General features: G+C 63.0%; 21 protein-coding genes. 14 read left to right on the top strand and 7 right to left on the bottom strand.

Annotated elements, in window-relative coordinates:
• Positions 1-4: 4 nt before the first annotated feature.
• Positions 5-679, top strand: coding sequence for a signal peptidase I (gene lepB, locus BR24_RS05015; RefSeq protein WP_496540412.1), 675 nt, complete (start codon positions 5-7; stop codon positions 677-679).
• Positions 680-769: 90 nt separating this feature from the next.
• Here the strand turns inward: lepB and BR24_RS05010 are convergent, their stop codons facing one another.
• Complete coding sequence (locus BR24_RS05010) at positions 770-3,052, bottom strand: PAS domain S-box protein (protein ID WP_496540411.1); 2,283 nt, start codon at positions 3,050-3,052, stop codon at positions 770-772.
• 70 nt (positions 3,053-3,122) lie between these two features.
• Positions 3,123-4,481, bottom strand: a complete 1,359-nt coding sequence (locus BR24_RS05005; RefSeq protein WP_496540410.1) for an MATE family efflux transporter — start codon at positions 4,479-4,481, stop codon at positions 3,123-3,125.
• Positions 4,482-4,767: 286 nt separating this feature from the next.
• On the opposite strand from BR24_RS05005, the gene trpB reads away from it, so the two are divergent.
• The 3 genes from trpB (at position 4,768) to BR24_RS04990 (ending at position 7,589) form a co-directional block, all read left to right on the top strand.
• Positions 4,768-5,988: a tryptophan synthase subunit beta gene (gene trpB, locus BR24_RS05000; protein ID WP_496540409.1), complete on the top strand. Its 1,221-nt coding sequence runs from the start codon at positions 4,768-4,770 to the stop codon at positions 5,986-5,988.
• 279 nt (positions 5,989-6,267) lie between these two features.
• Complete coding sequence (locus tag BR24_RS04995; protein ID WP_496540408.1) at positions 6,268-7,065, top strand: 2-amino-3,7-dideoxy-D-threo-hept-6-ulosonate synthase; 798 nt, start codon at positions 6,268-6,270, stop codon at positions 7,063-7,065.
• A gap of 110 nt (positions 7,066-7,175) precedes the next feature.
• Complete coding sequence (locus tag BR24_RS04990) at positions 7,176-7,589, top strand: DUF2721 domain-containing protein (RefSeq protein ID WP_496540407.1); 414 nt, start codon at positions 7,176-7,178, stop codon at positions 7,587-7,589.
• 6 nt (positions 7,590-7,595) lie between these two features.
• Here the strand turns inward: BR24_RS04990 and BR24_RS04985 are convergent, their stop codons facing one another.
• From BR24_RS04985 to BR24_RS04965, 5 genes are all read right to left on the bottom strand, one after another.
• On the bottom strand, positions 7,596-8,093 hold the full coding sequence (locus tag BR24_RS04985; RefSeq protein WP_496540406.1) for a gamma-glutamylcyclotransferase family protein: 498 nt from the start codon (positions 8,091-8,093) through the stop codon (positions 7,596-7,598).
• A gap of 90 nt (positions 8,094-8,183) precedes the next feature.
• Entirely contained in the window at positions 8,184-8,657 is a 474-nt protein-coding gene (locus BR24_RS04980; protein WP_496540405.1) for a hypothetical protein, read from the bottom strand.
• 84 nt (positions 8,658-8,741) lie between these two features.
• Entirely contained in the window at positions 8,742-9,650 is a 909-nt protein-coding gene (locus tag BR24_RS04975; RefSeq protein WP_496540404.1) for an AEC family transporter, read from the bottom strand.
• Positions 9,650-10,402 carry an N-acyl homoserine lactonase family protein gene (locus BR24_RS04970; protein ID WP_496540403.1) on the bottom strand — a complete coding sequence of 251 codons (753 nt, stop codon included), beginning with the start codon at positions 10,400-10,402 and terminating at the stop codon, positions 9,650-9,652. The genes BR24_RS04975 and BR24_RS04970 overlap by 1 nt, the downstream gene beginning before the upstream one ends.
• A gap of 64 nt (positions 10,403-10,466) precedes the next feature.
• Positions 10,467-11,639, bottom strand: a complete 1,173-nt coding sequence (locus tag BR24_RS04965) for an MFS transporter (RefSeq protein WP_496540402.1) — start codon at positions 11,637-11,639, stop codon at positions 10,467-10,469.
• 238 nt (positions 11,640-11,877) lie between these two features.
• Here BR24_RS04965 and BR24_RS04960 point away from each other — a divergent pair, with 238 nt between their 5' ends.
• The 10 genes from BR24_RS04960 to BR24_RS04915 all read left to right on the top strand — a co-directional run bounded on the left by BR24_RS04960 (position 11,878) and on the right by BR24_RS04915 (position 23,275).
• Positions 11,878-12,336: a chemotaxis protein CheX gene (locus tag BR24_RS04960; RefSeq protein ID WP_496540401.1), complete on the top strand. Its 459-nt coding sequence runs from the start codon at positions 11,878-11,880 to the stop codon at positions 12,334-12,336.
• A gap of 34 nt (positions 12,337-12,370) precedes the next feature.
• Positions 12,371-13,954 carry a HEAT repeat domain-containing protein gene (locus BR24_RS04955; protein WP_496540400.1) on the top strand — a complete coding sequence of 528 codons (1,584 nt, stop codon included), beginning with the start codon at positions 12,371-12,373 and terminating at the stop codon, positions 13,952-13,954.
• Between the two features lie 150 nt (positions 13,955-14,104).
• Complete coding sequence (locus BR24_RS04950; RefSeq protein WP_496540399.1) at positions 14,105-15,493, top strand: FAD-binding oxidoreductase; 1,389 nt, start codon at positions 14,105-14,107, stop codon at positions 15,491-15,493.
• A gap of 303 nt (positions 15,494-15,796) precedes the next feature.
• Positions 15,797-16,558 (top strand): GNAT family N-acetyltransferase, encoded by a 762-nt coding sequence (locus tag BR24_RS04945; protein WP_496540398.1) that lies wholly within the window; start codon positions 15,797-15,799, stop codon positions 16,556-16,558.
• The gene (locus BR24_RS04940; protein WP_496540397.1) at positions 16,555-17,742 is read left to right on the top strand and encodes a pyridoxal phosphate-dependent aminotransferase; all 1,188 of its coding nucleotides are present in this window, start codon (positions 16,555-16,557) and stop codon (positions 17,740-17,742) included. Before BR24_RS04945 ends, BR24_RS04940 begins: the two co-directional genes overlap by 4 nt.
• 71 nt (positions 17,743-17,813) lie before the next feature.
• Positions 17,814-18,920: a (Fe-S)-binding protein gene (locus BR24_RS04935; RefSeq protein ID WP_496540396.1), complete on the top strand. Its 1,107-nt coding sequence runs from the start codon at positions 17,814-17,816 to the stop codon at positions 18,918-18,920.
• An 83-nt stretch (positions 18,921-19,003) separates the two neighbouring features.
• Complete coding sequence (locus BR24_RS04930) at positions 19,004-19,741, top strand: hypothetical protein (protein ID WP_496540395.1); 738 nt, start codon at positions 19,004-19,006, stop codon at positions 19,739-19,741.
• A gap of 133 nt (positions 19,742-19,874) precedes the next feature.
• The gene (locus tag BR24_RS04925; RefSeq protein ID WP_496540394.1) at positions 19,875-20,306 is read left to right on the top strand and encodes a hypothetical protein; all 432 of its coding nucleotides are present in this window, start codon (positions 19,875-19,877) and stop codon (positions 20,304-20,306) included.
• Between the two features lie 136 nt (positions 20,307-20,442).
• Positions 20,443-22,974 carry a preprotein translocase subunit SecA gene (gene secA, locus BR24_RS04920; RefSeq protein ID WP_496540393.1) on the top strand — a complete coding sequence of 844 codons (2,532 nt, stop codon included), beginning with the start codon at positions 20,443-20,445 and terminating at the stop codon, positions 22,972-22,974.
• 73 nt (positions 22,975-23,047) lie between these two features.
• On the top strand, positions 23,048-23,275 hold the full coding sequence (locus BR24_RS04915) for a hypothetical protein (protein ID WP_496540392.1): 228 nt from the start codon (positions 23,048-23,050) through the stop codon (positions 23,273-23,275).
• Positions 23,276-23,719 lie beyond the last annotated feature (444 nt).

Below are 23,719 nucleotides of genomic sequence, written 5' to 3'. Positions count from 1 at the left end.
TCTCATGAAGAAGGACCTGACCCGAAGCGTTCGCGATACGCTCGAAATACTGGTGGTGGCCGGACTGCTGGCCCTGTTCATCCGCACCTTCATCGTGCAGGCGTTCAAGATTCCGTCCGGCTCCATGCTGGAGACGCTTCAGATCGGCGATCACCTGCTGGTCAGCAAGTTCCTTTACGGCGTGAAGATGCCGTTCACGGACCACATCATCATCCCGATCTCCGAACCCGATCATAACGACATCATCGTGTTCGAGTACCCGGAGAACCCGGACGTGGACTTCATCAAGCGCGTCGTGGGCGTTCCCGGCGACACGCTGGAAATCCGCGACAAGCAGCTCTACCGCAACGGCAGGCCCGTGAACGAGGACTTCACCCGGTACACAAGCAACATGGTCTACCCGCGGCCGGCCAGCATGCCCGACGTGCTCCCGCCGGAACAGTACGACGAGTACTTCAACGGCAAGGGCCGCATGTCCCACCGCGACCAGATGCCGAAGATCATCGTGCCCGAGGGCAAATACTTCGTCATGGGCGACAACCGTGACGGCTCGCACGACTCCCGCTTCTGGGGCTTCGTGGACCGCGAGGCCATCGAGGGCAAAGCCCTGTTCATCTACTGGTCTTGGGAATCCCTCACGGATATCCGCTTCAACCGCATCGGCACGGTCATCGAATAGCGCGACGTTTGACGCAATTGATTGTCTGACGGGCCGTTCCTTCGGGAGCGGCCCGTTTTCATTTGCCGGAATGTCGCTGCCGAGCGTGGGCTATCCGCGCATGAGCGGGATGGACACCGAGACTTCGGTCTCGCCGTAGAGGGATGTGTTGAGAATGATGTCGCCGCCGTGGGTGCGGGCCACGAGCCGGGCGGAGTAGGTGCCGAGGCCCGATCCCCTCGACTTTCCGGAGCGGGAATATTTGTTGAAAAAGGTCTCCCGCAGCTCCTCGGGGACCTCGCCCTTGTTGCGGATGGAGAGCATGGCCTGCCGTCCGGCGGTGCGAAGCCGCACGGAGACAGCCGCGCCTTCCGGGGATGCTTCCAGAGCGTTCTTGAGCAGGTTGGATATCATGCTGTGCAGCAGCACCTCTTCCCCCGTTACGAGCACGTTCTCCTCGCCGTTCTCCAGCGCAATGCTCAGGGACTTTTCCGATGCAAGGGAGCGCAGCTCGGCGAGCGTCTGCTTCAGGAGCCTGACGAGGTCCACCGGCGTGGCTTCCAGCTCGTAGGTGCCCGTCTCCATCTTGTGCAGGTCAAGGGAGCGGTTCACAAGGTCGAGCATGGACTTGCCCGCGCTGGCGATGACCTCGAGCAGCTCGCGCTGCCGATCGCTGACGCCTTCTTTCATCACTTCTGCGGGCAGGCTGATGACGGCGGACAGCGGCGTCTTGAGGTCGTGCCGGGCCATGCGCTCCACGTCCTCGCGCAGGGCCTGTATGCGGATGCGGTCGGTGATGTCCCGGCACACGCCCTGAAGGCCCACGAATTTGGCGTCCTCGCTGTAGAGGATGGTGCAGAGAATCTCCGTCCAGACCGAGCCGCCGTCCTGCCGGGTGAGTTCCAGCGTCATGGTCAGGGATCGAAGCGGCTCGTCGGTGCCCTCGGCGGTTTCGATCTCGGCCACGCCGTCCAGAAGGGTCTTGCGGGAGCCGGGTGCGACGAAATCCCAGAGCGGACGTCCGAGAACCTCTTCCGGAGGGTACCCTCGGAGCTGGCGATCGGACGGGGTGATGTAGGTGAAGTTCAGGTTGGCGTCGAGTCCCCAGATCACGTCCGTGATGTTCTCCGCGAGCATGCGGTGCTTCTTTTCGCTTTCCCGCAGCGCTTCCTCGAAACGGCGGCGTTCCGTGATGTCCGTTCCCACCGACAGGATTTCCTTCACGCGCTTTCTGCCGTCCAGCACTGCCTTGTTGGACCAGGCAACCCAGACTCGTTCGCCGCTGGCGAGCACGTTCTCGTTCTCGTGGAAGGAGTGTTTGCCGGGAGAGTCTATGAGCCGGACGAGCATGCGGCGCATGTCGCCTGCGGAGAGTGCGCCTGAGGGGACGATGCTGCCGATGATGGGCTGCCCCAGCAGTTCCTCTTGCTCGTAGCCGAAAAACTGCAGCCCGTAGTCGTTCATGAAGGTGATTCGTCCGGCGATGTCAAAGCGCAGGATGATGGTTCGCGCGTTCTGGACGAGGTGGCGATATTCTTCGCGCTCCTTTGCGCGCAGCTGGAGCTGTCGGGTCAGCAGCCATGCGGCGAGGGTTCCTGTCAGCACGAGCGTCAGGCCGAATCCCCAGAGTTGCGTGAGGTATGGCGAACCGCTCCAGCCTTCGACAGGGATCCCCGCAAGTTCCCATTTGGCGCCGGGCACCCGCACGTCGAGCCGAACCGGGTCCGCGTCGAAGACGGCAGGGCCTCCATGGATGAAGTGGTTTTCCTGCCCTGTCTCGCGCACGGCAACCCGCAGGTTCGGGAAAGCCTCGACCACGCCGGCCTGACGCAGGAAGGTGGCGTTGTCGATGAAGAGGACCACGTATCCCCAGTTTTGGGGAGAGGCCTCCGGCTCCGGGCGGCGCCTGATGGTGGTCAGCAGGGCCACGTCGGTCCCCTTGTGATCACCGGGCATGGGCGGCGTCAGCAGCACCTGCGAAGGGTTGTCCATGGTATCCAGCCGCGCCAGCAGGCGGCGGGGGATGAGCGCGGTCTCGGTGGTTCCCACGAGGCTTTTCAGGCGTTGAGGGTAAATCCACAGCAAGCGGCTCTCGTGAAAGACCTCGACGGAGCTGATGCCGGGAATCTCCCGCACCAGCGTTCCTGTGAGACGGGAAAAGGTGTCGGCGTCCAGTTCGGGGAGGTCGGAGGCACGGTCGCGGAAGAAGCGCAGATGCATGGCCCGCTCGCTTGCCGCGCAGCGCAACTGGGTCTGCACGTTGGCAAGGGTGTGGTAGACGGCCATTCGCTGCCGTCTGGCATGTCGTTCCTGTTCAAGGCCGTGAGCGACGGCGAGCAGGACGATGCCGAGTGTGGCGGTGACAAGAGTCGCCGTGATGACCGTTTTATTCACACCTGCTCGTTCGGTTGAGGTTTGGTGATGAAACGTATGCTATAGAAAATACCCTTTTTTGAAAAGGGGATTAGCCTTCTTCGGACGGCAGTCTGAAGGCTATCTCCTTTCGGGCGTAGCGCAGTGAAACCGCCGCCGAGACCCAGACGATGGCGAGGATGGACAGCCAGATGGCGAAAATGCCGTAGTCGAGGTGGCGGGTGAAGAACCAGAAGAGCAGGGCCGGCGCGACGGCCTGACGGGCGAGGCCGAGCCACACCGCGAACATGGGCCGCTTCAGGCCCTGCAGAGTGGAGGTGCAGACGAAGATCACCACATAGCCGTAAAGGGCCACGGCGTCCACGCGCAGATACCCCGCACCGATGCGGATCACGTCCGGGTCGGAGCTGAAAAAGCTCATGAACGGTTCGGCGAAGACAAGAAGCGGGATGCAGGCCGGAACGGTAAGCCAAGCTCCGTAGCGCAGGCAGGTGCGCATGGACTGCCGCACCCGGCCATAGGCGGCGGCTCCGTTGTTCTGCGCGGTCATGGCGAGCGCGGCCACGTTCAGTCCTATGCTCGGCATGAGCGCCACCTGCTCCACGCGCATGGCCACGCCGTAGGCAGCCACGGCGGATTTGCCGAAGTCGCTGACGAAGTGGTTGATGATGAACATGCCCAGCCCGATGGTCAGATAGTTCACGGAGGCCGGGAACCCCTGTCCGGAGATCTGGGCGAAGTGCAGGGGAGATGGAATCAGGAAGCGCCCCCGTCCGGTGCTGAGCAGGCCGGTCCTTCTGGCGCGAGAACCCAGATAGAGCACGCCCACCGCCTGCACGGCCACGGTGGCCCAGGCCACGCCAGCCACGCCCATGGCCGGAAGGCCGAATCCGCCGAAGATGAACCACGGGTCGAGCACGCAGTTGAGAAAGGCCCCGGCCACGAGAAAGTTGCGGTAGACGCGGGTGTTCCCTGCGGCCTGAAGCACGGCGTTGAACATGTACACCAACAGGAACAGCGGCGCGCCGATGAAGATCGGGGTCATGTATTCCATGCAGGTGTCGAGGTATGCGGTGCTCGCGCCCATGAAGATGAAGAGCGGTCGGGCCGCGACGGGGCCGACCACCGTGAGCATCAGGCCGGTCAGCAGGCCGAAGACCGCGGCCTGAATCGAGACGAACGCCGCGCGCTCGCGGTCGCGTCCGCCGAGAGCCTCGCCGATGAGGGCGGTGGAGCCGGTAGCCAGCCCGCTGCCCAGCGCGATGACCAGAAAGAATACAGGCAGCGACAGGGACATGGCCGCCTGCGCCTCGGTGCCGATGCGTCCGGCGAACCAGGTGTCCACCACGTTGTACATGGTGTTGAAGAACAGCCCGATACTGGCCGGGATGGCCAGATTGCGTATGTGTTTCGGGATTGAGCCCGTGGTGAGGTCGTCGGAGGATTCCATTCTGCCACGCTACGGGCAGCGTCGTTTTTGGGCAAGAAAAAACGCAGGGTCGCAAGATGCTTGACAAGGGCGCGTAATTTCGCCTAGCTTTTGCGCCATGCAGTACGAAATGGATACGTTTTTCACCCTGCAGAATTGGTGGTGGCGCTGGTAACGGCGCCGTGGGAACGTATTTGCCTGCATTCGAGAACTGAAAGAACAGGTATACCCAACCGCGGCAGTGAGAGCTGACCGCGGTTTTTTGTATGGTCTGCCCGCTGCCGGATGTATCAAGGAGAGAGGAACAATGACGACTACCACCTGCGACGCGAGAGGCTTTTTCGGGGAATACGGCGGCCAGTACGTGCCGGAACCCATCATTCCCATACTCAACACGCTTGCCGAGGCTTTCGAGAAGTACCGCAACGATCCGGACTTCATCGAGGAGCTGCACTACTACCTCAGCAACTATTCCGGGCGTGAAACCCCGCTGTACCATTGCGCCAATCTTTCCGAGAAGATGGGCGGCGCGAAGATATACCTCAAGCGCGAGGATCTGAACCACCTCGGCGCGCACAAGGTCAACAACACCATCGGCCAGATCCTGCTCGCCAAGCGCATGGGCAAGAAAAAGATCATCGCCGAGACCGGGGCGGGCCAGCATGGCGTGGCGACCGCAGCCACAGCCGCCCTCATGGGCATGGAGTGCACCATCCACATGGGCGCCGTGGACGTGGAGCGGCAGAAGCTCAACGTGTTCCGCATGCAGATGCTCGGCGCGAACGTGGTCCCGGCCGAGTCGGGACAGCGCACGCTGAAGGAAGCCGTGGACGAGGCGCTGGACGCGTGGGTCAAGGACGCCGAGAACACTTTCTACCTGCTCGGTTCCGCGGTCGGGCCGCATCCGTACCCGCTCATGGTTCGCGAGTTCCAGTCCGTGGTGGGCATGGAGGCCAGAAAGCAGGTGCTGGAAGCCGAAGGCAAGCTGCCCGAGTGCTGCATCGCCTGCGTTGGCGGCGGCTCCAACGCCATCGGCATCTTCTCCGGCTTCGTGGAAGACGAGGGCGTGAAGCTCGTGGGTGTCGAACCTTCGGGGCGCGGACTGGATTACGGCGAGCACGCCGCCAGCATCTGCCTCGGGGAGCCGGGCGTCATGCACGGCTTCAACTCCTACATGCTCAAGGACGAGACCGGCGAACCCGCGGAGGTCTACTCCATCTCCGCCGGGCTGGACTATCCCAGCGTGGGTCCCGAGCACGCGCACCTCAAGGACCTCGGACGCGCCGAATATGTGCACGCCTCGGACAAGGAGGCCGTGGACGCGTTCTTCGAGCTGTCCCAGATGGAGGGCATCATCCCCGCGCTTGAGTCTTCCCACGCGCTGGCGCACGCCATGCGCATCGCCCCGGAGATGGAGAAGGACCAGATCATCATCGTGAACCTCTCCGGGCGCGGTGACAAGGACGTTGCCCAGATCGAGCAGATGGTCAGCGAAGGCTGCTTCGAGCTGCCCCACCTGCGCAGATAGATACCTTGCGGGCGGTCTCCCGGCGCATGTCCGGGGGGCCGCCGTCACGGCATCGACACGCAAACAATTATTGACAACCTCCGAACGACGCGGATATTCAAAAGACATGAACATCACGGCCACCCGTTTCTTTTTCTTCTTTTTCTTTTTTGGGAACGCCTGTGGCCGGGGTGTGCACTGACTGCTGAACGAACGTCAATCACCAAGGCCGCAGGCTCCGAGCCCGCGGCCTCTTTTTTTGGCCCGGGCCTGTCTGGGCAGAAAACACAGGAGACCGACATGCATCTTGGAAAAGCCGTCCGGATGGAAAGGATCATGAACCGCAACAACGGCAGGACCATCGTCGTGCCCATCGACCACGGCGTGACCGTGGGGCCCATCTACGGGCTGGTGGACCTGCGCAAGACCGTCAACGAGGTGGCCGAGGGCGGGGCCAACGCCATGCTCATGCACAAGGGCATCCCCCGCTGCTCCCATCGTAACTACGGCCCGGACATCGGGCTGATCATCCACCTTTCCGCCAGCACCTCTCTGTCCCCGTACCCCAACGCCAAGACCCTCGTGGCCACGGTGGAAGACGCCCTGAGCCTCGGCGCAGACGCCGTCTCGCTGCACATCAACCTCGGTGACGAGACCGAACCCCGCATGCTCGCGGATCTGGGCGCGGTCTGCTCCGAGGCCAACAAGTGGGGCATGCCCGTCCTTGCCATGATGTACGCGCGCGGCCCCAAAGTGACGGACGAGTACGATCCCGCCGTGGTGGCCCACTGCGCCCGCGTCGGCGTGGAACTCGGCGCGGACATCGTGAAGGTCAACTACACCGGCGATCCCGACACGTTCCGCAACGTGGTCGACGGAGCCTGCGGCGTGCCCGTGGTCATCGCCGGCGGACCCAAGCTGGAGAGCGACCGCGATATCGTGAAGATGGTGCACGACTCCATTCAGGCGGGCGGCGCCGGCCTTTCGGTCGGACGTAACATCTTCCAGCACGCCGACCCCTCCCGCATCGTCAGGGCGCTGCACAAGGTGGTGCATGAGGACTGGAGCGTGGACGCGGCCATGGAGCTTTTCGACTAGCGGTCGCGCGAAGGGCGGGGCGGCGGTCTCTCGGAACCGTCCCGCCTTTTCGTGCGATTTCCGTTGACAGCCGGTGCGCTCCGCAGGAACCTTCCTGCGACCGCAACCTCTTGAAAAAAGGTGTTCCCGTGAAGATATCCATGACCACCCCTGCGCTGCTGTTCCCGGCCATCTCCCTGTTCATGCTGGCCTTCACCAACCGCTTCCTGTCGCTCGGCGCACGCATCCGCGCCCTGCACGATCAGTACAAGAACGGCGGTGAGGAGTCGGTTCGCAAGCAACTGGAAAACCTGCGCCGCAGGGTCTACATGATCCGCAACATGCAGGGCTTCGGGGTGCTCTCCATGCTGACCTGCATCCTGTCCATGGTCTGCCTGTTCGAGGACTGGATTCTCGCGGGCCAGATTTTCTTCGGGCTCAGCCTGTTCTTCCTGCTGACGTCGCTTTTCGTATCTTTTCTGGAAATTCGGATCTCGGTGCAGGCGCTGGACATCCTGCTGGAGGACATGGAGAAACGCCAGTAGCGCGGATCATCCCTTCAGTCCGTCCATACCCTCGGGCCAGCGTCCTCCGGGCACGCGCAGGCCCCGGCGCACGGACCTCATCGCATACATCCACACCGTTAACGGCCCGGCCTCGGCCTGGGCCGTCAGCAGGACGCGCAGATAGTCGCCGGTTCCGTCCGGCGTGAACCCCTCGTATTCGTCGATGGCGGGCAGGAGTCGTCCGGGGTCGGACAGCTCCACGACCTGTCCATGGATGCGGGGGTGTTCCCGACCAGTATTCGTTCGGGGCCGGTGCGTGTCCTGAAGGGACGCGTCGAGTTCCGGGGCGTGGCTGCCGTGGGCGAGGATGCTCTCCGGCGCAACAGTGGCGGCGGGATACCCCTGCGGGAGGTGGTAGAGCAGGCCCGGCACGGTGGCGGCGTAGGTGCGCGCGTCCGGTCCGCAGTAGTGCCTGTGCTGCGGAAAACCCGGCTTGAGGGTACCGTAGACGAAGAGTCGGAGCAGAGGGGTGTCGCTTTTCATTGCGGCCCCATGATACGCGCTGTCGCATCTGGAGCCAAGGGGACGGGGAAGGAAAACGCCCGCCCCCTGAGCGGGAGCGGGCGATACGGGCTATTTGGACTGGCAGCCGCCGCAGGAGAGCTTCCTGTTTTTGTCGATTTTCTTAATGGGTTCGTCCGGATCGACCATGTGGATATCTTCTTCCTTTTCGAGCTGGTCGTTTTCCAGCGCAAAGGCCACGAGGTCGTCGAACATGATCTGCACTTCGGCGGTGGGCATCTGAACCCGTTCAAGGAACCGGCCGAAGTCGGGCTGGTCGAAATCCTTGGCCCAGTCCCGTTCATAGAGGTGTTCCCACACGCCGACGCGGCTGACGTAGATGGGGCGGTCCGTCTGCCTCAGGGCCACTTCCCACGTTTCGTATCCTGTCAGGTCGTCGAGGGTCTCAGCGGGGGAGCAGTCGTGCACCGAGCTGGCCTGAATCGAGGCAACGATCTTGGAACCGATGCCTATTTCCTTGAAAAAGCGGCCGAAGTCCTTGCTGCGATCGCTCTCTTCGAGATATTGCCTGAAATCTTTCGCCATGATTCCTCACTCCTTGGGTTGAACTGCTTTTTAATCCCAGAATTCACGAACAAAAACAAGTGCGCCGCACCGAAAAAGCCACCCTCATGCCAATGAAAGAAGCACGGGGATGGTCAGGACGGACAGCGCGGTCTGAACGGTAATGATCGCGGCCATCGCCTCGTGGTCGCCGCCCATCTGTCGGGCGAGGATGAAGGAGGACGCCGCCACCGGGATAGCGGTGAATATCAGCGCCGCCCTGACCATGTCCGGCCGCGCTTCGAGCCCTGTTGCGATGAGCCATGCCGCGGCGGGCAGAACCAGCAGGTGCGCGGCGGAACTCAGCATGGCCGGGCGCAGGTGTCCTCCCGCGGCCGCCGGTCTGAGTCCCGCGCCCACCGCGAGCAGTCCCATGGGCAGCGCGGCGCGGCCAAGTATGTCCAGAAAGTCGGCCACGACGCCCGGCAGTGTCACGTCAGCGCCGTTGAGCAGCATCCCGGTCACGCAGGCGAGGATCAGCGGATTGCCGGCAAGTTGCCGCAAGACGGCGGCGGCACCCGTTGCGTTGCCTTCCCCGTGGCGGGAGAGGACGAGGACGCACAGCACGTTGACCAGCGGGATGGCCGTGAGCAGGGCCACGGCGGAGAGCTTCATCCAGTCCGGCCCGAGCAGCGCCGCCGCCAGCGACAGGGCTATGTAGGTGTTGGGCCGGATGCTCCCCTGAAAGATCGAGGTGAACACCGGGCCGGACCCCGGCAGGCGGGCGCGCAGGAGCCACAGCAGCGCGGCCACCGCGAGGATGGCACCGCCCACGGCCAGCGAGAGGGGCAGGGCGCCGGATTCGAATTCGCGCCCGGAGAGGCCGCCCACCAGCAGGGCCGGGAAGAGCACGTAGTAGGTGAGCCGCTCCGAGGCGGGCCAGAAAGCCCGCGCCGGAAAGCGCATGCGATGCAGGGCGTGCCCCGCGAGCACCAGCCCGAAGACCGGTGCGACGGCCGGAATCACCGGATTCATCAGGGCTCCGGTATCACCGGCACGGACGCGAAGCGCGGCTCGTGCAGCGGAATGTGGATGTCGGCCATCTCCTTGGCCTTTTTGAGAATGTCGTATGCTTCATTGGCGTCGAGGTGGGTGCCCGGCGGGATGACCTCCATCTCCATGGCCCGGATCTCCACGGGTGGGAACAGGTTCTCCAGAATGGTGCAGAAGCCGCATATCATGGCCGTGCCCTTTTCGGTCTCCACCAGTACGGACATGCCGCCCTCGGTGTGGGCGGGGGTGTGTACCATGCGGACGCCCGGCAGCGGCTCGGCGTCGCCGGTGAGAATCTCCAGCTGGCCGTTCTCCTCCACGTCGTCGATGTAGTCTTCGAGGTACCGGAAATCCAGCGGGTGCGGGTCGTGGATGTGTTCCAGTTCCTTCTCGTGGACGTAGATGCGCGCGTTGGTGCACTTCCAGTCGTTCTCGCAGTGGTCGCTGTGCAGGTGGGTATGCAGGACCACGTCGATGTCCTCCGGCTTGAGGCCGTGCAGTTCGAGGCCTTTCTCGAAGGTGTGTATGGGGCCGCCTATGGCCTTTTCCCGCTCTTCGGAGATCACCGGGCTCATCTCGCCGGTGTCCACCAGCACGGTCTTGTCGCCGCCCTTGAGCAGCCATGTGTATATGGGGATGGTGTAAGGGGTGCCGTAGTCGTGCTGGTAGGTCATCATGCCTTTGTCGAAGACCTTGGTGCCCATGACGATGGGGTGGATGGTCCATTTGCTCATATCGGTGCCTCCGCAGGGATTTTTCCCCGAATGTACTCCAGAGGCCGTGAAATGCAAGGGGGCGTCAGCGGCGCGGCATGGCGGGAAAAAGCAGCAGCGCGGCCAGCAGCAGGATGCCCTGGGCCGTGAATCCGAGCCCGAACAGGCCGTGGTCGCCGAGCCAGCCCAGCAGCGTGGGCGTCAGGCCGAGGCCCACCGTGGCGGAGATGGGCGTGAGCAGGGAGACCGCGAGGCTGCGCTCGGAGTCGTCGAAGGTGGCGGAGAGCAGCGAGAAGGCGGGCGGGTAGAAGAGAACCGAGAGCGCGGGCTGCAGCAGTACCATGGTCGGAAGCCACGGCCCGGAGGCCAGCCCGAGCGCCACGGTGGCCGACCCGGTCAGCGTCAGGTACAGCACCAGCGCGGCGCGGCCGCCCATGCGGTCGGCCAGCCAGCCCGCCAGAAAGGGCAGGAATATGCCCGCCACCCGCGCTGCGGCGAGCAGGCCGTTGGCATCGGGGCGCGCGTAGCCGTGGTCGTCAACGAGGTAGAGGGGCAACATGGAGTACGGTCCCACGCTGGCCCCCACGGCGAGGCTGAAGAGCAGCGCGAAGAGCCAGAAGACTGGGCGTTTCAGCACTGCGAGCATGGCGCCGGGAGAGGGGACGATCCCCGGAAAGTCCGCGCCGCGCCCCCGCCACAGGAAAGCGACCCCGGCGAGCAGCTGCAGCGCGCCCAGCAGCCGGAACGCGTCGCGCCAGTCGCCCTGCAGCAGGGCGGCTTCCGCCAGCAGGGGAGCGACCACGAAGGCCGTGTTGGGCGCCAGTTCGTGGACCGCGAGCGCCTTGCCCCAGTCGGCGCGGCGGATGAGCGTGGTGATGGAGGTCAGCCCGGAGGGCAGGTAGATTCCCGCGACGAGGCCCAGCAGTCCGGTGAAGCCCCGCAGGGTGCCCAGCCCGTCGCAGAAGCCAATGAGCAGGCAGATGAGGCCGACGGCCAGCCCGGACACGCCCACGGTGCGGCGGTGGCCGAGCCTTCGGGAGACGAAGCCGCTCAACAGCAGCCCGATAGCGTTGCCTGCGGCGACCATGAAGAAGATGCTCCCCGCCTGCGCGTGGGAGATGCCCAGTTCTTCACGGATGACCGGCATGAGCGGGCCGAACGTGATTCGGGAAAGGAAGTTGAGAAAGAATATGCCGGCGATGAACAGGGCCCATCCGAGCACCCGTCCGAAGGCCGCGCCGTTTTCGCTGCGGGTCATTGTCCACTCTCCTTGGGCGAGGGGATACCCTTCGAAGGCAGCGGGGGCAAGAGGCGCGGACGGGCGGACAGGCAGTTCTCTACATGACTTGACCGATATTGCGTAAACCGTTACCAAAAAATACTCGAAGGCACTCCCGTTTTCCGGCATAACGGGGAAGGTCTTTCGCATGCATCAAACAACAGGGACCCAAGCCCGGTCGGCACCCGTTTCCTGCAGTTCCGAGAGGAGTTTTCATATGGACGTTGAACTGGCGAAACCTTTCATCAAGGCTGCCGTGGACGTTTTGTCCACCATGGCGTTTATCAAGCCCAAGGTAGGCAAGCCCTACGTCAAGAAGAACAACACGGCTGTCGGTGACGTCACCGGTCTCGTCGGGCTTACCGGCGAAAAGAACGGCAGCGTCTCCATGTCGTTCGACAAGAAGTGCGCCGTGAGCATCGTCAAGAACATGCTCGGCGACGAAATCGAGGACATCATGACCGACGTCAAGGACGCGGTGGGCGAATTGACCAACATGATCTCCGGACAGGCCAGAGCCGGACTCGCGGAGAGAGGCCTCGTCTTCGAAGGCTCCACCCCTTCGGTCATCATGGGTGACAACCACACCATTTCCCACGTGGCGAAAACCCCCATCATGGCCATCCCGTTCAAGACGGACGCCGGCGGTTTCACCATCGAATTCTGTTTCGAGTAACCGAACCGTCGCCAAGAGAAACACGGAGCGCTACATGTCGATTCTCGACGATTTTCGAAGCAAGGAATTTCTTGATCAGATAACGATCCTGAACGAGGTTGCCGGAAGCAAGGACCCCGAGACCCTGCCCGGGCTCATCGACCTGCTGAAGGTCCCTGTCGGGGACACCTCCATCGACTACATGGTGGTCAACGCCCTGAACGCGGTTCTATCGCAGGATCCGGCGAGGACCGTGCAGGGCCTGTCCGACGACCATGCGGGATTTCGCACCCTGTGCATCCGCGTGGCCGGCGAACACCGCTTCGAGCAGGCAGCTCCCGTGCTGGCCTCCCTCGCCGAGGCCGAGGAAGACCCCGACCGCCTGATGGAAGTGCTCACGTCGCTGGCGCACATCGGCGATCCCGCGACATTGCCCACTTTCAGAAAATTTTTGGACAACGACGATCCGTTCATTCAGGCGCTGTGCATCGAGGCGCTCGGCAAGCTCAACGACCTCGAGTCCGTGCCGGAACTCAAGCGGCTCGTGGATGAGAGCGAGGCCCCGGAACGCTACGAGGTGTGCGAGATCACCACGTGGAAATCCATCGAGGCGCTGGCCTCCATCCAGACGGACGACACCCTGCGTTTTCTGGTGGACAAGCTGCATCACAAGAACCCCACGGTGCGCCGGATCATCACGGACGCCATGATTTCCATCGGCTCCCCGGTCATCCCGCTGCTGCTCGAAGCCTTCGAGACCGGCGACGACGACCACAAGGTGCTGGCCGCCAACGTGCTCGGATTCATCGGCGACAAGAGCTGTGCCGACGGTCTCGTGGCCGCCTTCGACAAGGGGCTGGCCGAGACCTCCAACGTCCGCTACGCCCTGTACGAGGCGCTCGGACGAGTGGGCACCATGAAGGGCATCATCTGTCTCGTGGACGGACTGACGGAAACCGAGGAGCTCACCCTCATGGCCGTGATCACCGGCCTCGAGAAACATGTGAATCCCGGCATGGTCAACCAGCTCACCAAGATGCTCAGCGCGGCCGACGATCAGGCCGAGCGGCTGGCAAAGGCAATCGTCAACGCCCGCGCCACGCGGCTCTTCGACGCTCTCTACGAGAACGCCGGGGCCGGGGACATGCTGGTGGACGCCCTTGCGGAATCCCGCGACCAGGAAGTGCTGGACGAATTCAAGGGACTGCTGGTGGAAATCGGCGGGGCGCGCGCCGACGAGGACCTCGCCAGGCTGCCGGACCTCGAAGGCAGCAGCCGCAAGGCGCTCGCGGCGGACGACTCCCGCTCCATGTGCGCCATGCACCGCGCCATCCTCACCGATCTGGGCTTCGAGCCTTTCATCGCCTCCAACGGGCAGGAGGCCTTCGAATTCATCGAGCGCGGCGAGGACTTCGACATCATCCTCACCGACATGAACATGCCAGTCATGGACGGCATGGAGCTGGTGGGCAAGATCCGCAACACGCCCGGCTTCGAGGACACCCCCATCATCATGGTCACCACCGAGTCCGAAGGCTCCCAGCAGAGCCTGGCCGAGAAGACCGGGGTCACCTCCTTCATCACCAAGCCCTTCAAGCCGCACGACCTCAAAACCAAGATCAACGACCTGCTCGCCTAGCCGGGCAGACGAACCGAATTCATCTGGGCCGCCCTTCCGGGGCGGCCCTTTTTGTTCGCGTTGACACTCCCGCGTCCCCCGCTTACCTTTTGCCATCCGCCCGCCCCTGTTCGCGGGCCAGACAGCCACGGCACGGAACAAGGATCGCGCATGCCCAACCTCGTCAGCAAACTCTCCCCGGATCACGAACGTTTTCTCGCCGACCTTTTTCCCGGTGACGACTGCATGTTGTCAGAGCCCTGCCGCCATGTTCACGGCATGGACTCCAGCCGACTTCGCGGCGAAGTGCTGGCCGTGACGCGGCCCGTGAATCGCGAACAACTGGAGGAGCTCTTGCGCTTCGCCCAGCGTGAGCGCATCGCCGTATATCCGCGCGCCCGCGCCACCGGCACCGTGGGCGGCAGCGTTCCGTCCGTGCCCGGCATCGCGGTCTCCCTGCTCGGCCTGAACCGCATTCTGGACATTGACGAGCGTGATTTCGCCGCGGTTGTCGAGCCGGGGGTGGTCACGGCGGAGTTGCAGCGCGAGGCTGCCCGGCGCGATCTGCTGTATCCTCCTGACCCCGCCAGCTCCGGCTTCTCGACAGTGGGAGGCAACGTATCCACCTGCGCCGGAGGGCTGCGGGCCGTGAAGTACGGCGTGACGCGCGATTACCTGCTCGGGCTGGAGGCCGTGCTCCCCGGCGGACGGGTCATGCGCTTCGGCGGCCGTTCGCACAAGGACGTGGTCGGGCTGGACCTCGGACGCCTTTTCTGCGGATCGCAGGGAAAGCTCGGGATAATGACGGAGCTGACCATGAAGCTCGTCCCGCGTCCCGAGACCACCGCGTCGGTGCTGGCCGGTTTCGGCGACCTGCGCTCGGCCATGGAAGGAGCGGCCGCTGTCTTTCGCGCCGGGATTCTGCCCTGCGCCTGCGAGTTCATGGACCGCGCCACGCTCGCCGCCATTCGGCTGGGCGACACCCTGCCCCTGCCCGATGGGGCGCAGGCCGCGCTGCTGTTTCAGGTGGACGGCTCGCAGGCGTGCGTACAGTCTGAGATCGCCGGACTGGAGCGCGCCCTTGCGGAGAGCGCACCACTCGAGCTCGTCTCCGGGACCGGAGAGGACGAAACCGCGATATGGGATGTGCGCAGGCGCATCAGCCCGTCAGCGTTCAACCTCAGGCCGGACAAGATGGGCGAGGATATCGCCGTGCCCCGCTCCAGGGTGCCCGAGGCCGTGGACGCCGTGCATCGCATCGGCTCTCGGCTGAACCTGCCCATCATGTGTTTCGGCCACCTCGGGGACGGCAATATTCACGTCAGCATCATGCACAACGCCTCATGGCCCGAAGAGGCGCAGGCCGCCACGGCCGCCAAGAAAGAGATATTCGGCCTCGCCCTTGATCTGGGCGGCACCATCTCCGGCGAGCACGGTACCGGCCTGACCAAGAAGGACCACGTCTCACACCAGCTCGGACAAGAGGAGCAACGCCTCATGCACGAGATAAAGGCGGCCTTCGATCCCCACGGGATAATGAATCCCGGCAAGGGCTGGTGACGCTTCGTCCGTTGCACACCCGTGCCGGATGCATGCGCACTCGCAGATCCGGCAAGTGTCGGAATCCCTACCTTCGATCAATAGTCTGACTGTTTGAAAAATTCGTTTCCCTTGCGCTTTGTGCGTTCGTAAGGGCGTTTACGACTGTTCCAACGTTATGTCGTCCCTTTTGGCATGTCCTCTGCAATAGTCTAGGTGATAACGTTTGGCCGTATGCGCCGTGCCGCATCCGAAGCGACCCGGCGCGGGCGGCTGTCTCGACAGCCGCCGTATCATCAAGACATTCGGAGAGAGGACGAAGCAATGGCACAGGAAATCAGAAAGATCAGGACTCATGGCGAGCTGCGCGAGTGCATCGCGCTGCAGGAAGCGATCTGGGGGCTCGACCCTCAGGGCACCATGTCGCCGGTCACGCTCAAGGCGCTGACCTTCGAGAACCCGAACATGAGCGTGAATCTGGGAGCGTTCGTGGACGGGAAGCTGGCCGGGTTCATGCTGGTGATTCCCTCCTTCCGGCATGACATGGCCTACGCGCACATGTTCGGCGTGCTGCCGCAGTACCGCAACATGGGGCTGGGCACGCGCATCTATGCCAGAGTGATGCGTGAACTCTCGGACAGGGGTGTCAGGAGCATGGCCGGGACGTTTGATCCGCTGGAATGCAAGAACGCCCACATCTACCTGAACAAGATGGGCGCGGTGGCCTACGGATACGTGCCCGAATGCTACGACGTGGAGTGCGAGATGCACAAGGGGCTGCCGCTGGACCGGATGCTGCTGAGCTTCCCCGTGACCGCGGAGCCGCCCAGCAAGGACCTGCACGACGACGCCCCGCTGGCGGTGCCCGGTTCCATGCCCGAGGCGGAGCGCGTGCTGGTGGAGATTCCGCGCGACCTGGCCGGGCTGAAGAAGGCCGACCTGGAGCGCGCTGCCGAGTACCGCATGCAGACGCGCGAGGTGCTCTCGGAATACCTCAACAACCGCGGATATCAGGCCGTGGGCGTGGTGCTGCCCGACGACGGCGCCACCGGCTGCTATCTGCTCGAAAGAGGGGAGGCCGCATGAACATGCAGACCATGCTCGCGACGCAGGCACAGCAGGCCCTCGCCCGTCAGTCCGGCGACTATGTCAGCAAGGACGTGGACGAGCAGGCGCACATCGACGAAATAATGGCCGCCGGCGGCCTGAGCCATGTCTACCGGTTCGACATCGGCAAGAACACCGACGGCGTGACGCCGCTCATCCGCGGCGTGCTCTCCCTGCCTGAAACGGCGGAGAACATGACCCGCAACATGGTGGAGTACCCGGACAACCACTTCCGCCAGCTGCGGCGGCAGATCGCCATGCGTCATGGCATCGACCCGGCGCACATGGCGTTCGGGGCGGGGCTGGAGTCGATCATCGACCAGATCTGCCGCGCCGTGCTGGAACCGAACGACGAGGTGCTGTTCCCGGTTCCCAACTTCAGCGTGTTCGAAGATATGTCGAGCCGCGCCGGGGCGTCCGTCATCCCGGTGAGCACTTCGCCGCCGAACCACCGATGGACCGCCGCGACGGTGGCACGCATCCGCGAGGTGATGCGCCGTCGCAATCCCAAGCTCATCTGGATCAGCAACCCGGTGAACCCCACGGGGCAGCAGCTCCCGCTGGCGACCATTCGGGAAATCTGCGATCAGGCCGAGCGGACCGGCACGCTGGTGGCGGTGGACGAGGCCTACGGCGAATACACGGATCACGAGGACGCCGTGGTCAGCGCCACGCGGTATCTGGAGGAATACCCGCACCTGATGGTGCTGCGGACCTTCTCCAAGATGTACGCGCTGCCCAGCGCGCGCGTGGGGTATGTCATGTGCGCCACGCAGGAGCTGATTCAGGCCGTGAACGCGTTCCGGCCCACGTTCCCCCTGCCGTGGAACTCCATCCAGATGGCCCAGATCGCCATCATGGACGACCCTTACGTCTGCCAGTGCCGGGCGCGCAATCTGCGGCGCAGGAACCGCCTGCTGCCCGAGCTGCAGGCCATTCCCGGCATTCAGGCGCTCGCCACGGACACCAACACCGTCATGTTCCGGCACGAGGAGACACCCGGCGGCAGCCTGCACGAGAAACTGGCAAACCGGGGCTTCCTGACCGCCAAACTGAACGGCGTGACCGGAATCGAAGGCAGCGGCTTCCTGCGCATGACCATGCGCAGTTCGTATGAAAACAGCCTGTTCGTGCGGACCCTGCGCGAAGTTGCCAACGCCTGATGAAATGACTATGCCTTGTCCCTGCGGCCGGGACTTCCAAGGAGGTCCCGGCCGCATCGGAGGCATTGATCATGAATTGCATTCTGTGCGGCAAGTGCATGGAGGTCTGCCCGCTGTTGCGGGCCACGAACCGCGAGGAGCTTTCCCCGCGCGCCAAGGCCGTGTTGTCCGACCTGTCGGGCGAGGACGCGGCGCGGCTTGCGGGGCTGTGTCTCGGGTGTCAGCGGTGTCGGGACAAATGTCCGCAGGGCGTGGACGTGCCCATGCTCGTGGCGCGGCTTCGCAGCGAGCACCCCGACTTCCACTCGTGGATCTGGAAGACATGGCTGACGCGCTCCCGGGAGCTCTGGCCTTCCACGGGGCTTGCCGCCCGGCTGCTGCCCGGGCGCATGCGCCCCGAGCGCCTTGGACCGATGCTCAAGATGCTCGCGGATGCGCGACGCGGCCCGGAAGTGGAGCCGTTCGTGCGGGTGAAGGCCTTCGGCGACGCTTTGCGCGGCCAGCGGGTGGCCCTGTTTTCCGGCTGCATGGCAAGGCACGTGCGCAAACGCTGGCTGCGAGGGGCGCTGTACCTGTTGGAAGGCCTCGGCGCAGAGGTGCTGCCCGCGTCCTTTGAATGCTGCGGCGGGTCGCTTCGCCTTGCAGGATGCCTGGAGGATGCCGACAGGCTGAACACCCGCAACGTGAAGGCATGGCGCAAGGCCGGGGAGCCGCTGATAGTCACGCCGTGTGCCTCGTGCCTGCACTCGTTGACGGATTATTCCGGGGACGTCTTCGCCGACTCCGGCGAGGCGGACCGTTGGCGCGCGTCACTGCGGCCCCTGTCCGGGGCACTGCTCGACAGCGAGTTTCTCGTTGCCGGGGAGAAGCCGGGGGCGGTGGGCTACCACAGGCCGTGTCACACCGCGGGGAGCGACACGGATGCTGCGCTTGTCGGTGCCATGCTCGGAGCGGAGCCGGACGTCCGCACCAGTCGCGAATGCTGCGGTTTCGGCGGGCTGATGCGTCTTTCGGATCCCGATACCGCGGATCGGGCCGGAGCGGAATGTGCGCGAACGCTTTCCGGGGCCGAACTGGTGCTCACGGGTTGCTCCGCCTGTGCGGCGCGTCTGCCGTCCATCCTTTCGGGAAAAGTCGATGCAGGACACTGGATAGATGTAGTGGATTTTGATATGTGATTTCCGTTTTTTGTTGCCGGGATTCACTGTCGAACTCGACCTCTCCCTATCTGCACCCTTTTTCCGCTTCAAGGAGTTCCCTCATGCGTATGGATTTATGGCACCGTGTCTTTTCGCTTGCAAAAAGCATCTCCGGCCCGTTGGGGCGTCTGACAGCCGTGCTGATGGCAATTGCCCTGTCTTCCCTCATCACCCTTCCTCCTGAATTTTATCAGCAGTCTATCGGTCTGATCATGGTGCCGATCGGCCTTGCTTTGCTGATTATCCTGATTCTGGTGCCGCTGATGATCATGCGTCTGGGGGTGCAGCGGCTGAAGAAACAGCCGGAGGCAAAGATTATGCGACCGATACGCCCACTGTTCAAATCGGCCGGACGTTCGCTGATGGTCTTTCTCCTTTCCGTCCTTCTGGCTTGGGCCCTGTCGGTTTGCATCTTTCTGGGGTTCAATGATTTCTTCCCGAATCTTTCGGCTGATGCCGCTGCGACCCTTCATTTTTCCGTCGGGTTCCTGCTGGTCATATTCATTGGGTATGTCGGAATTCGTGCTTTGCCCTACATGGGGGCTCCGCTCGGAGGGCATGAGGTGGGCATGAAGATGTCTTGGCGCCTGACAAAAGCGAAAGGCGTATCCTTTATGCTGCCGCTGATTCCGATTTTTGTGCTGAGCACGGCGTTAGACTATCTCCTGGTGTTGATCGAAGGCGGCTTGTTTCCTTCAATCGCGATGATGCTCCTGCGAGTGCTGATGTTCGTTCTCATGAGCCTGTATTGCGCGGTAGCGTATGATGAACTGGTCAGCGAGCCGGGTGCTGCAAAGTAAGCCGTCCCGCCGGGGGCGTCGGGAATGTTTTTACTGACGCAAACGAATATGCTATCGACCATGGGCCGGAGGCGGAAAACCGCTCCGGCCCGTTGACTTTCAATGCTGCGGGCATATTTCCTCTAGTGGCCGCATGAACGATACTCGAACGCTGGACAGACCCTTGCAGAGAAACTTCGCCCGGAAATCCGTTTCCCTCGTAGCCCTCGCCGTGGCGGTGGGCTTCATCGAAGTGGCTGCGACCGTGGCCTGTCCCGCAGTGGCCGCCGAGGCGCTGGCCTCCCCGCTCATGCAGGAGGAAAGCGTCAGGCCCAACGGCAGAAACCGGTCCGGGCTGCATCTGCTTGGCCGCGTCAGCCACAAGCCTTCGGGCTCCCCGGAGGCCGCCGCGGCCGGTGACGGACCGTCGTTCCAGCTGGCCCTTGCCGCGCGCCGCGACGGCTGGACCGCCGCCAATCGGCAGGTCGACTTCCCCGACGCCAGCGTGCTCCCGCCGCCGCTGGTCATCTCCCGCCCGGTAACGGGCAGAGCGCCGCCGCGCGCACCCACCGCCACGCGCGCCTAGCGCGCTCGCCGTCGGACGCATCCTTCCGCCTGAGAGGGAGCCGTTCAAAGACACGACCATTCAGGGCCGACCAAAGGGTTGCCCGCAGCTTATCCGTGCCGCTTACGACTGATGCGGCCTCAAGGAGTCATATACAATGCTCAAATATATCATTGGGACCAAGAACGACCGGTATCTGAAGAAGCTCAAGCCGGTGATCAACAAGATCAACGCGCTGGAGCCCGAGGTGCAGGCGCTGGCGGACGAGGATTTTCCCCGCCGCATCGAAGAACTCAAGGACCGCGTGCAGAACAAGGGCGAGAAGCTCGACGACGTGCTGCCCGAATGCTTTGCGCTGGTCCGCGAGGCGGGCGTGCGCACCATGCAGATGCGTCACTACGACGTGCAGCTCATCGGCGGCATCGTGCTGCATCAGGGCAAGATCGCCGAAATGAAGACCGGTGAGGGCAAGACCCTCGTGGCGACCCTGCCCGTGGTGCTCAATGCGCTGTCCGGCAAGGGCGTGCACGTCATTACGGTCAACGACTATCTGGCACACCGCGACGCCGAGTGGATGGGTGAAATCTACACCTTCCTCGGCCTGACCTACGGCGTGATCGTCCATGGACTCAACGACGAGGAACGCAAGCAGGCCTACGCCGCCGACATCACATACGGCACCAACAACGAGTTCGGCTTCGACTATCTTCGCGACAACATGAAGTTCTACGAAGACCAGCTCGTGCAGCGCGACCTGAACTTCGCCATCGTTGACGAAGTTGACTCCATCCTCATTGACGAAGCGCGGACCCCGCTCATCATTTCCGGACAGGTGGAGATGAACGTCGGCCTGTACCGCAAGATCGACGGCATCATCCCCAACCTTGTGCGCTCCACCCCGCGCGAGGCCGAAGACGAGACGCCGCCGGACGGCGACTTCGAGATCGACGAAAAGGCCAAGAGCGTCACGCTCACCGACGCCGGCGTGGAGAAGGTGGAGAAGCTGCTGGGCGTGGACAACCTGTTCGACACCCAGAACATCAGCCTGCAGCATCACGTGCTTCAGGCGCTCAAGGCGCACCACATCTTCCAGAACGACGTGGACTACATCGTCAAGGACGGCCAGGTGGTGCTGGTGGACGAATTCACGGGCCGCCTCATGCCGGGCCGCCGCCTCTCGGACGGTCTGCATCAGGCCATCGAGGCCAAGGAGAACGTGAAGGTCGAGTCCGAGAACCAGACGCTGGCCTCCATCACCTTCCAGAACTATTTCCGCATGTATGACAAGCTCGCGGGCATGACCGGTACCGCGGACACCGAAGCCGTGGAATTCGGCCAGATCTACGAGCTTGAGGTCATCGTGATCCCCACGCATCAGCCCATGGTGCGCAATGACCACCCCGACGCCATCTTCAAGTCGCAGGACGAGAAGTACAACGCCATCGCGCACGACATAGCGGACTGCTACAAGCGCGGGCAGCCCGCGCTGGTGGGGACCGTCTCCATCGAGAAGTCGGAGCTGCTTTCCGGGATGCTCAAGAAGCTGCGCGTGCCGCACAACGTGCTCAACGCGAAGCAGCACGACAAGGAAGCCGAGATCGTGGCCGAGGCCGGTCACGTCGGCCGCGTGACCATCGCCACCAACATGGCGGGGCGCGGTACCGACATCAAGCTCGGCGAAGGCGTCAAGGAACTCGGCGGCCTGCACATCATCGGCACCGAGCGGCACGAATCCCGCCGCATCGACAACCAGCTGCGAGGCCGTTCCGGCCGTCAGGGCGACCCGGGCTCCTCGCGCTTCTACCTTGCGCTCGATGACGACCTCATGCGCCTGTTCGGCTCGGACAAGCTGCAGAACGTCATGGGCAAGCTGGGAATGAAGGAAGGGGAGGCCATCGAGAACAAGATGGTTTCCAACGCCATCGAGAAGTCCCAGCGCCGCGTGGAGAACCACAACTTCGAGATCCGCAAGCAGTTGCTTGACTTCGACAACGTCATGAATCAGCAGCGCGAGGTGGTCTACACCCTGCGTCGTGAACTCATGAGCAAGGAGTCCACGGAGGGCGTGGTCTTCGAATATGCCGACGACCTGCTCGAAGAGTACCTCTCCCCGGCGCTCGATGCCAAGGATATGGATGAGGAGGAGCTCGACACCGTCCGCAAGCGGCTGGACGAGATATTCAACTTCTCCCGTTTCGAGGACTTCCGCGAGGGCGGCCTGCCGAGCATGGAGCAGGCGCACCAGTGGGTGAAGCAGATCCTCGCGGAGCTCAGGGCGTCCGCTCCGGATCATTACGAGGAGATTCTGCGCTACTTCCTGCTGGATACGCTGGACCGCAACTGGAAGGAGCATCTGCTCAACATGGACCACCTGCGCGACGGCATCGGCCTGCGCGGTTACGGCCAGAAGGACCCCAAGCAGGAATACAAGCGCGAAGGCTTCAACCTGTTCCAGGAGATGATCTTCACCATCAAGGAAAACGCCATGCGCGCCTTCTCGCACCTGCGGATTCAGGCCGAAGTGAGCGAGGACGAGTTCCAGCACGGCTCCGATAAAGAGCTGGAATACTCCGGCGGCGAGGAAGAGAAGGACCAGAAGCCGGTTCGCCGCAAGGAACCAAAGGTCGGCCGCAACGATCCGTGCCCGTGCGGGTCCGGGCGCAAGCACAAGAAGTGCTGCGGGCGCTAACCGACCACTCCGAGAAGCTATACGTGGCGGGGTCCCAGACGGGGCCCCGCCTTTTTTGGTTCATCCGGCTAAAGTGAAGTACGCTTTAGCCGGAGGAACCAAATCTGTTGGCTTGGGATCTGCTACAGGCGCGGCGAGCACATTGGGTGAAGGCGTCGCGTCAAGGTTGCTGCTTGGCGGAGCAACTGCGGCATTAAACGAAGCAGGCAATCAGACGGTCAAGAAAGGTAAAATCGATGACATCGTCAAAGTCGTCAAAGCAGGGACCAGCGGCGTGGTGGAAAAAAGGGCAGAGCGGTGAGGGAGGATTTTGTCATACTCTCGCCTTCCAAAACCATACCTATGGGAGAAGAAGCAATGAGTCTCGGTCAGGCGTTTTATTTTGTCGGGGCATTGTCTGTACGGTTGGCTGCTTCGGATTCCCCGACGAGTCGATATCCCGTGTCTGGTTCTGCGTAAGTCCGTGTTAGTGGATTTCTTCGAGAATATGGTTTTATATGCTGTTGTTATTTTCCTGTTGATTCAAGCACATCGAGGACAGGTGCATGGCTCTGGATTTCATTTTTGTGAAAATGCGCCTCGAAAGCGACGTTGACAGGGATGGGCGCAAGTGGAATCCTTACCTTTATGATAGGAAAATACTCTTGCACTAACGAAAGCGAAGTGGCCGCGGATGATTGGTGTTGACCGGCAGTTCCGTTCAGGCATTGAGGGGATGCGCTTCATCTGCTGTTGATAGGGTTTT

The sequence above is a fragment of the Pseudodesulfovibrio halophilus DSM 5663 genome (assembly GCF_059568665.1).
This window is presented reverse-complemented; position numbering and strand designations above follow the sequence as displayed.

Coding starts and splice junctions, on each gene's coding strand:
- lepB (WP_496540412.1), top strand. CDS start 5: ATGAAGAAGGACCTGACCCGAAGCGTTCGCGATACGCTCGAAATACTG.
- BR24_RS05005 (WP_496540410.1), bottom strand. CDS start 4,481: ATGGAATCCTCCGACGACCTCACCACGGGCTCAATCCCGAAACACATA.
- trpB (WP_496540409.1), top strand. CDS start 4,768: ATGACGACTACCACCTGCGACGCGAGAGGCTTTTTCGGGGAATACGGC.
- BR24_RS04995 (WP_496540408.1), top strand. CDS start 6,268: ATGCATCTTGGAAAAGCCGTCCGGATGGAAAGGATCATGAACCGCAAC.
- BR24_RS04985 (WP_496540406.1), bottom strand. CDS start 8,093: ATGAAAAGCGACACCCCTCTGCTCCGACTCTTCGTCTACGGTACCCTC.
- BR24_RS04980 (WP_496540405.1), bottom strand. CDS start 8,657: ATGGCGAAAGATTTCAGGCAATATCTCGAAGAGAGCGATCGCAGCAAG.
- BR24_RS04975 (WP_496540404.1), bottom strand. CDS start 9,650: ATGAATCCGGTGATTCCGGCCGTCGCACCGGTCTTCGGGCTGGTGCTC.
- BR24_RS04970 (WP_496540403.1), bottom strand. CDS start 10,402: ATGAGCAAATGGACCATCCACCCCATCGTCATGGGCACCAAGGTCTTC.
- BR24_RS04965 (WP_496540402.1), bottom strand. CDS start 11,639: ATGACCCGCAGCGAAAACGGCGCGGCCTTCGGACGGGTGCTCGGATGG.
- BR24_RS04960 (WP_496540401.1), top strand. CDS start 11,878: ATGGACGTTGAACTGGCGAAACCTTTCATCAAGGCTGCCGTGGACGTT.
- BR24_RS04955 (WP_496540400.1), top strand. CDS start 12,371: ATGTCGATTCTCGACGATTTTCGAAGCAAGGAATTTCTTGATCAGATA.
- BR24_RS04950 (WP_496540399.1), top strand. CDS start 14,105: ATGCCCAACCTCGTCAGCAAACTCTCCCCGGATCACGAACGTTTTCTC.
- BR24_RS04945 (WP_496540398.1), top strand. CDS start 15,797: ATGGCACAGGAAATCAGAAAGATCAGGACTCATGGCGAGCTGCGCGAG.
- BR24_RS04940 (WP_496540397.1), top strand. CDS start 16,555: ATGAACATGCAGACCATGCTCGCGACGCAGGCACAGCAGGCCCTCGCC.
- BR24_RS04935 (WP_496540396.1), top strand. CDS start 17,814: ATGAATTGCATTCTGTGCGGCAAGTGCATGGAGGTCTGCCCGCTGTTG.
- BR24_RS04930 (WP_496540395.1), top strand. CDS start 19,004: ATGCGTATGGATTTATGGCACCGTGTCTTTTCGCTTGCAAAAAGCATC.
- BR24_RS04925 (WP_496540394.1), top strand. CDS start 19,875: ATGAACGATACTCGAACGCTGGACAGACCCTTGCAGAGAAACTTCGCC.
- secA (WP_496540393.1), top strand. CDS start 20,443: ATGCTCAAATATATCATTGGGACCAAGAACGACCGGTATCTGAAGAAG.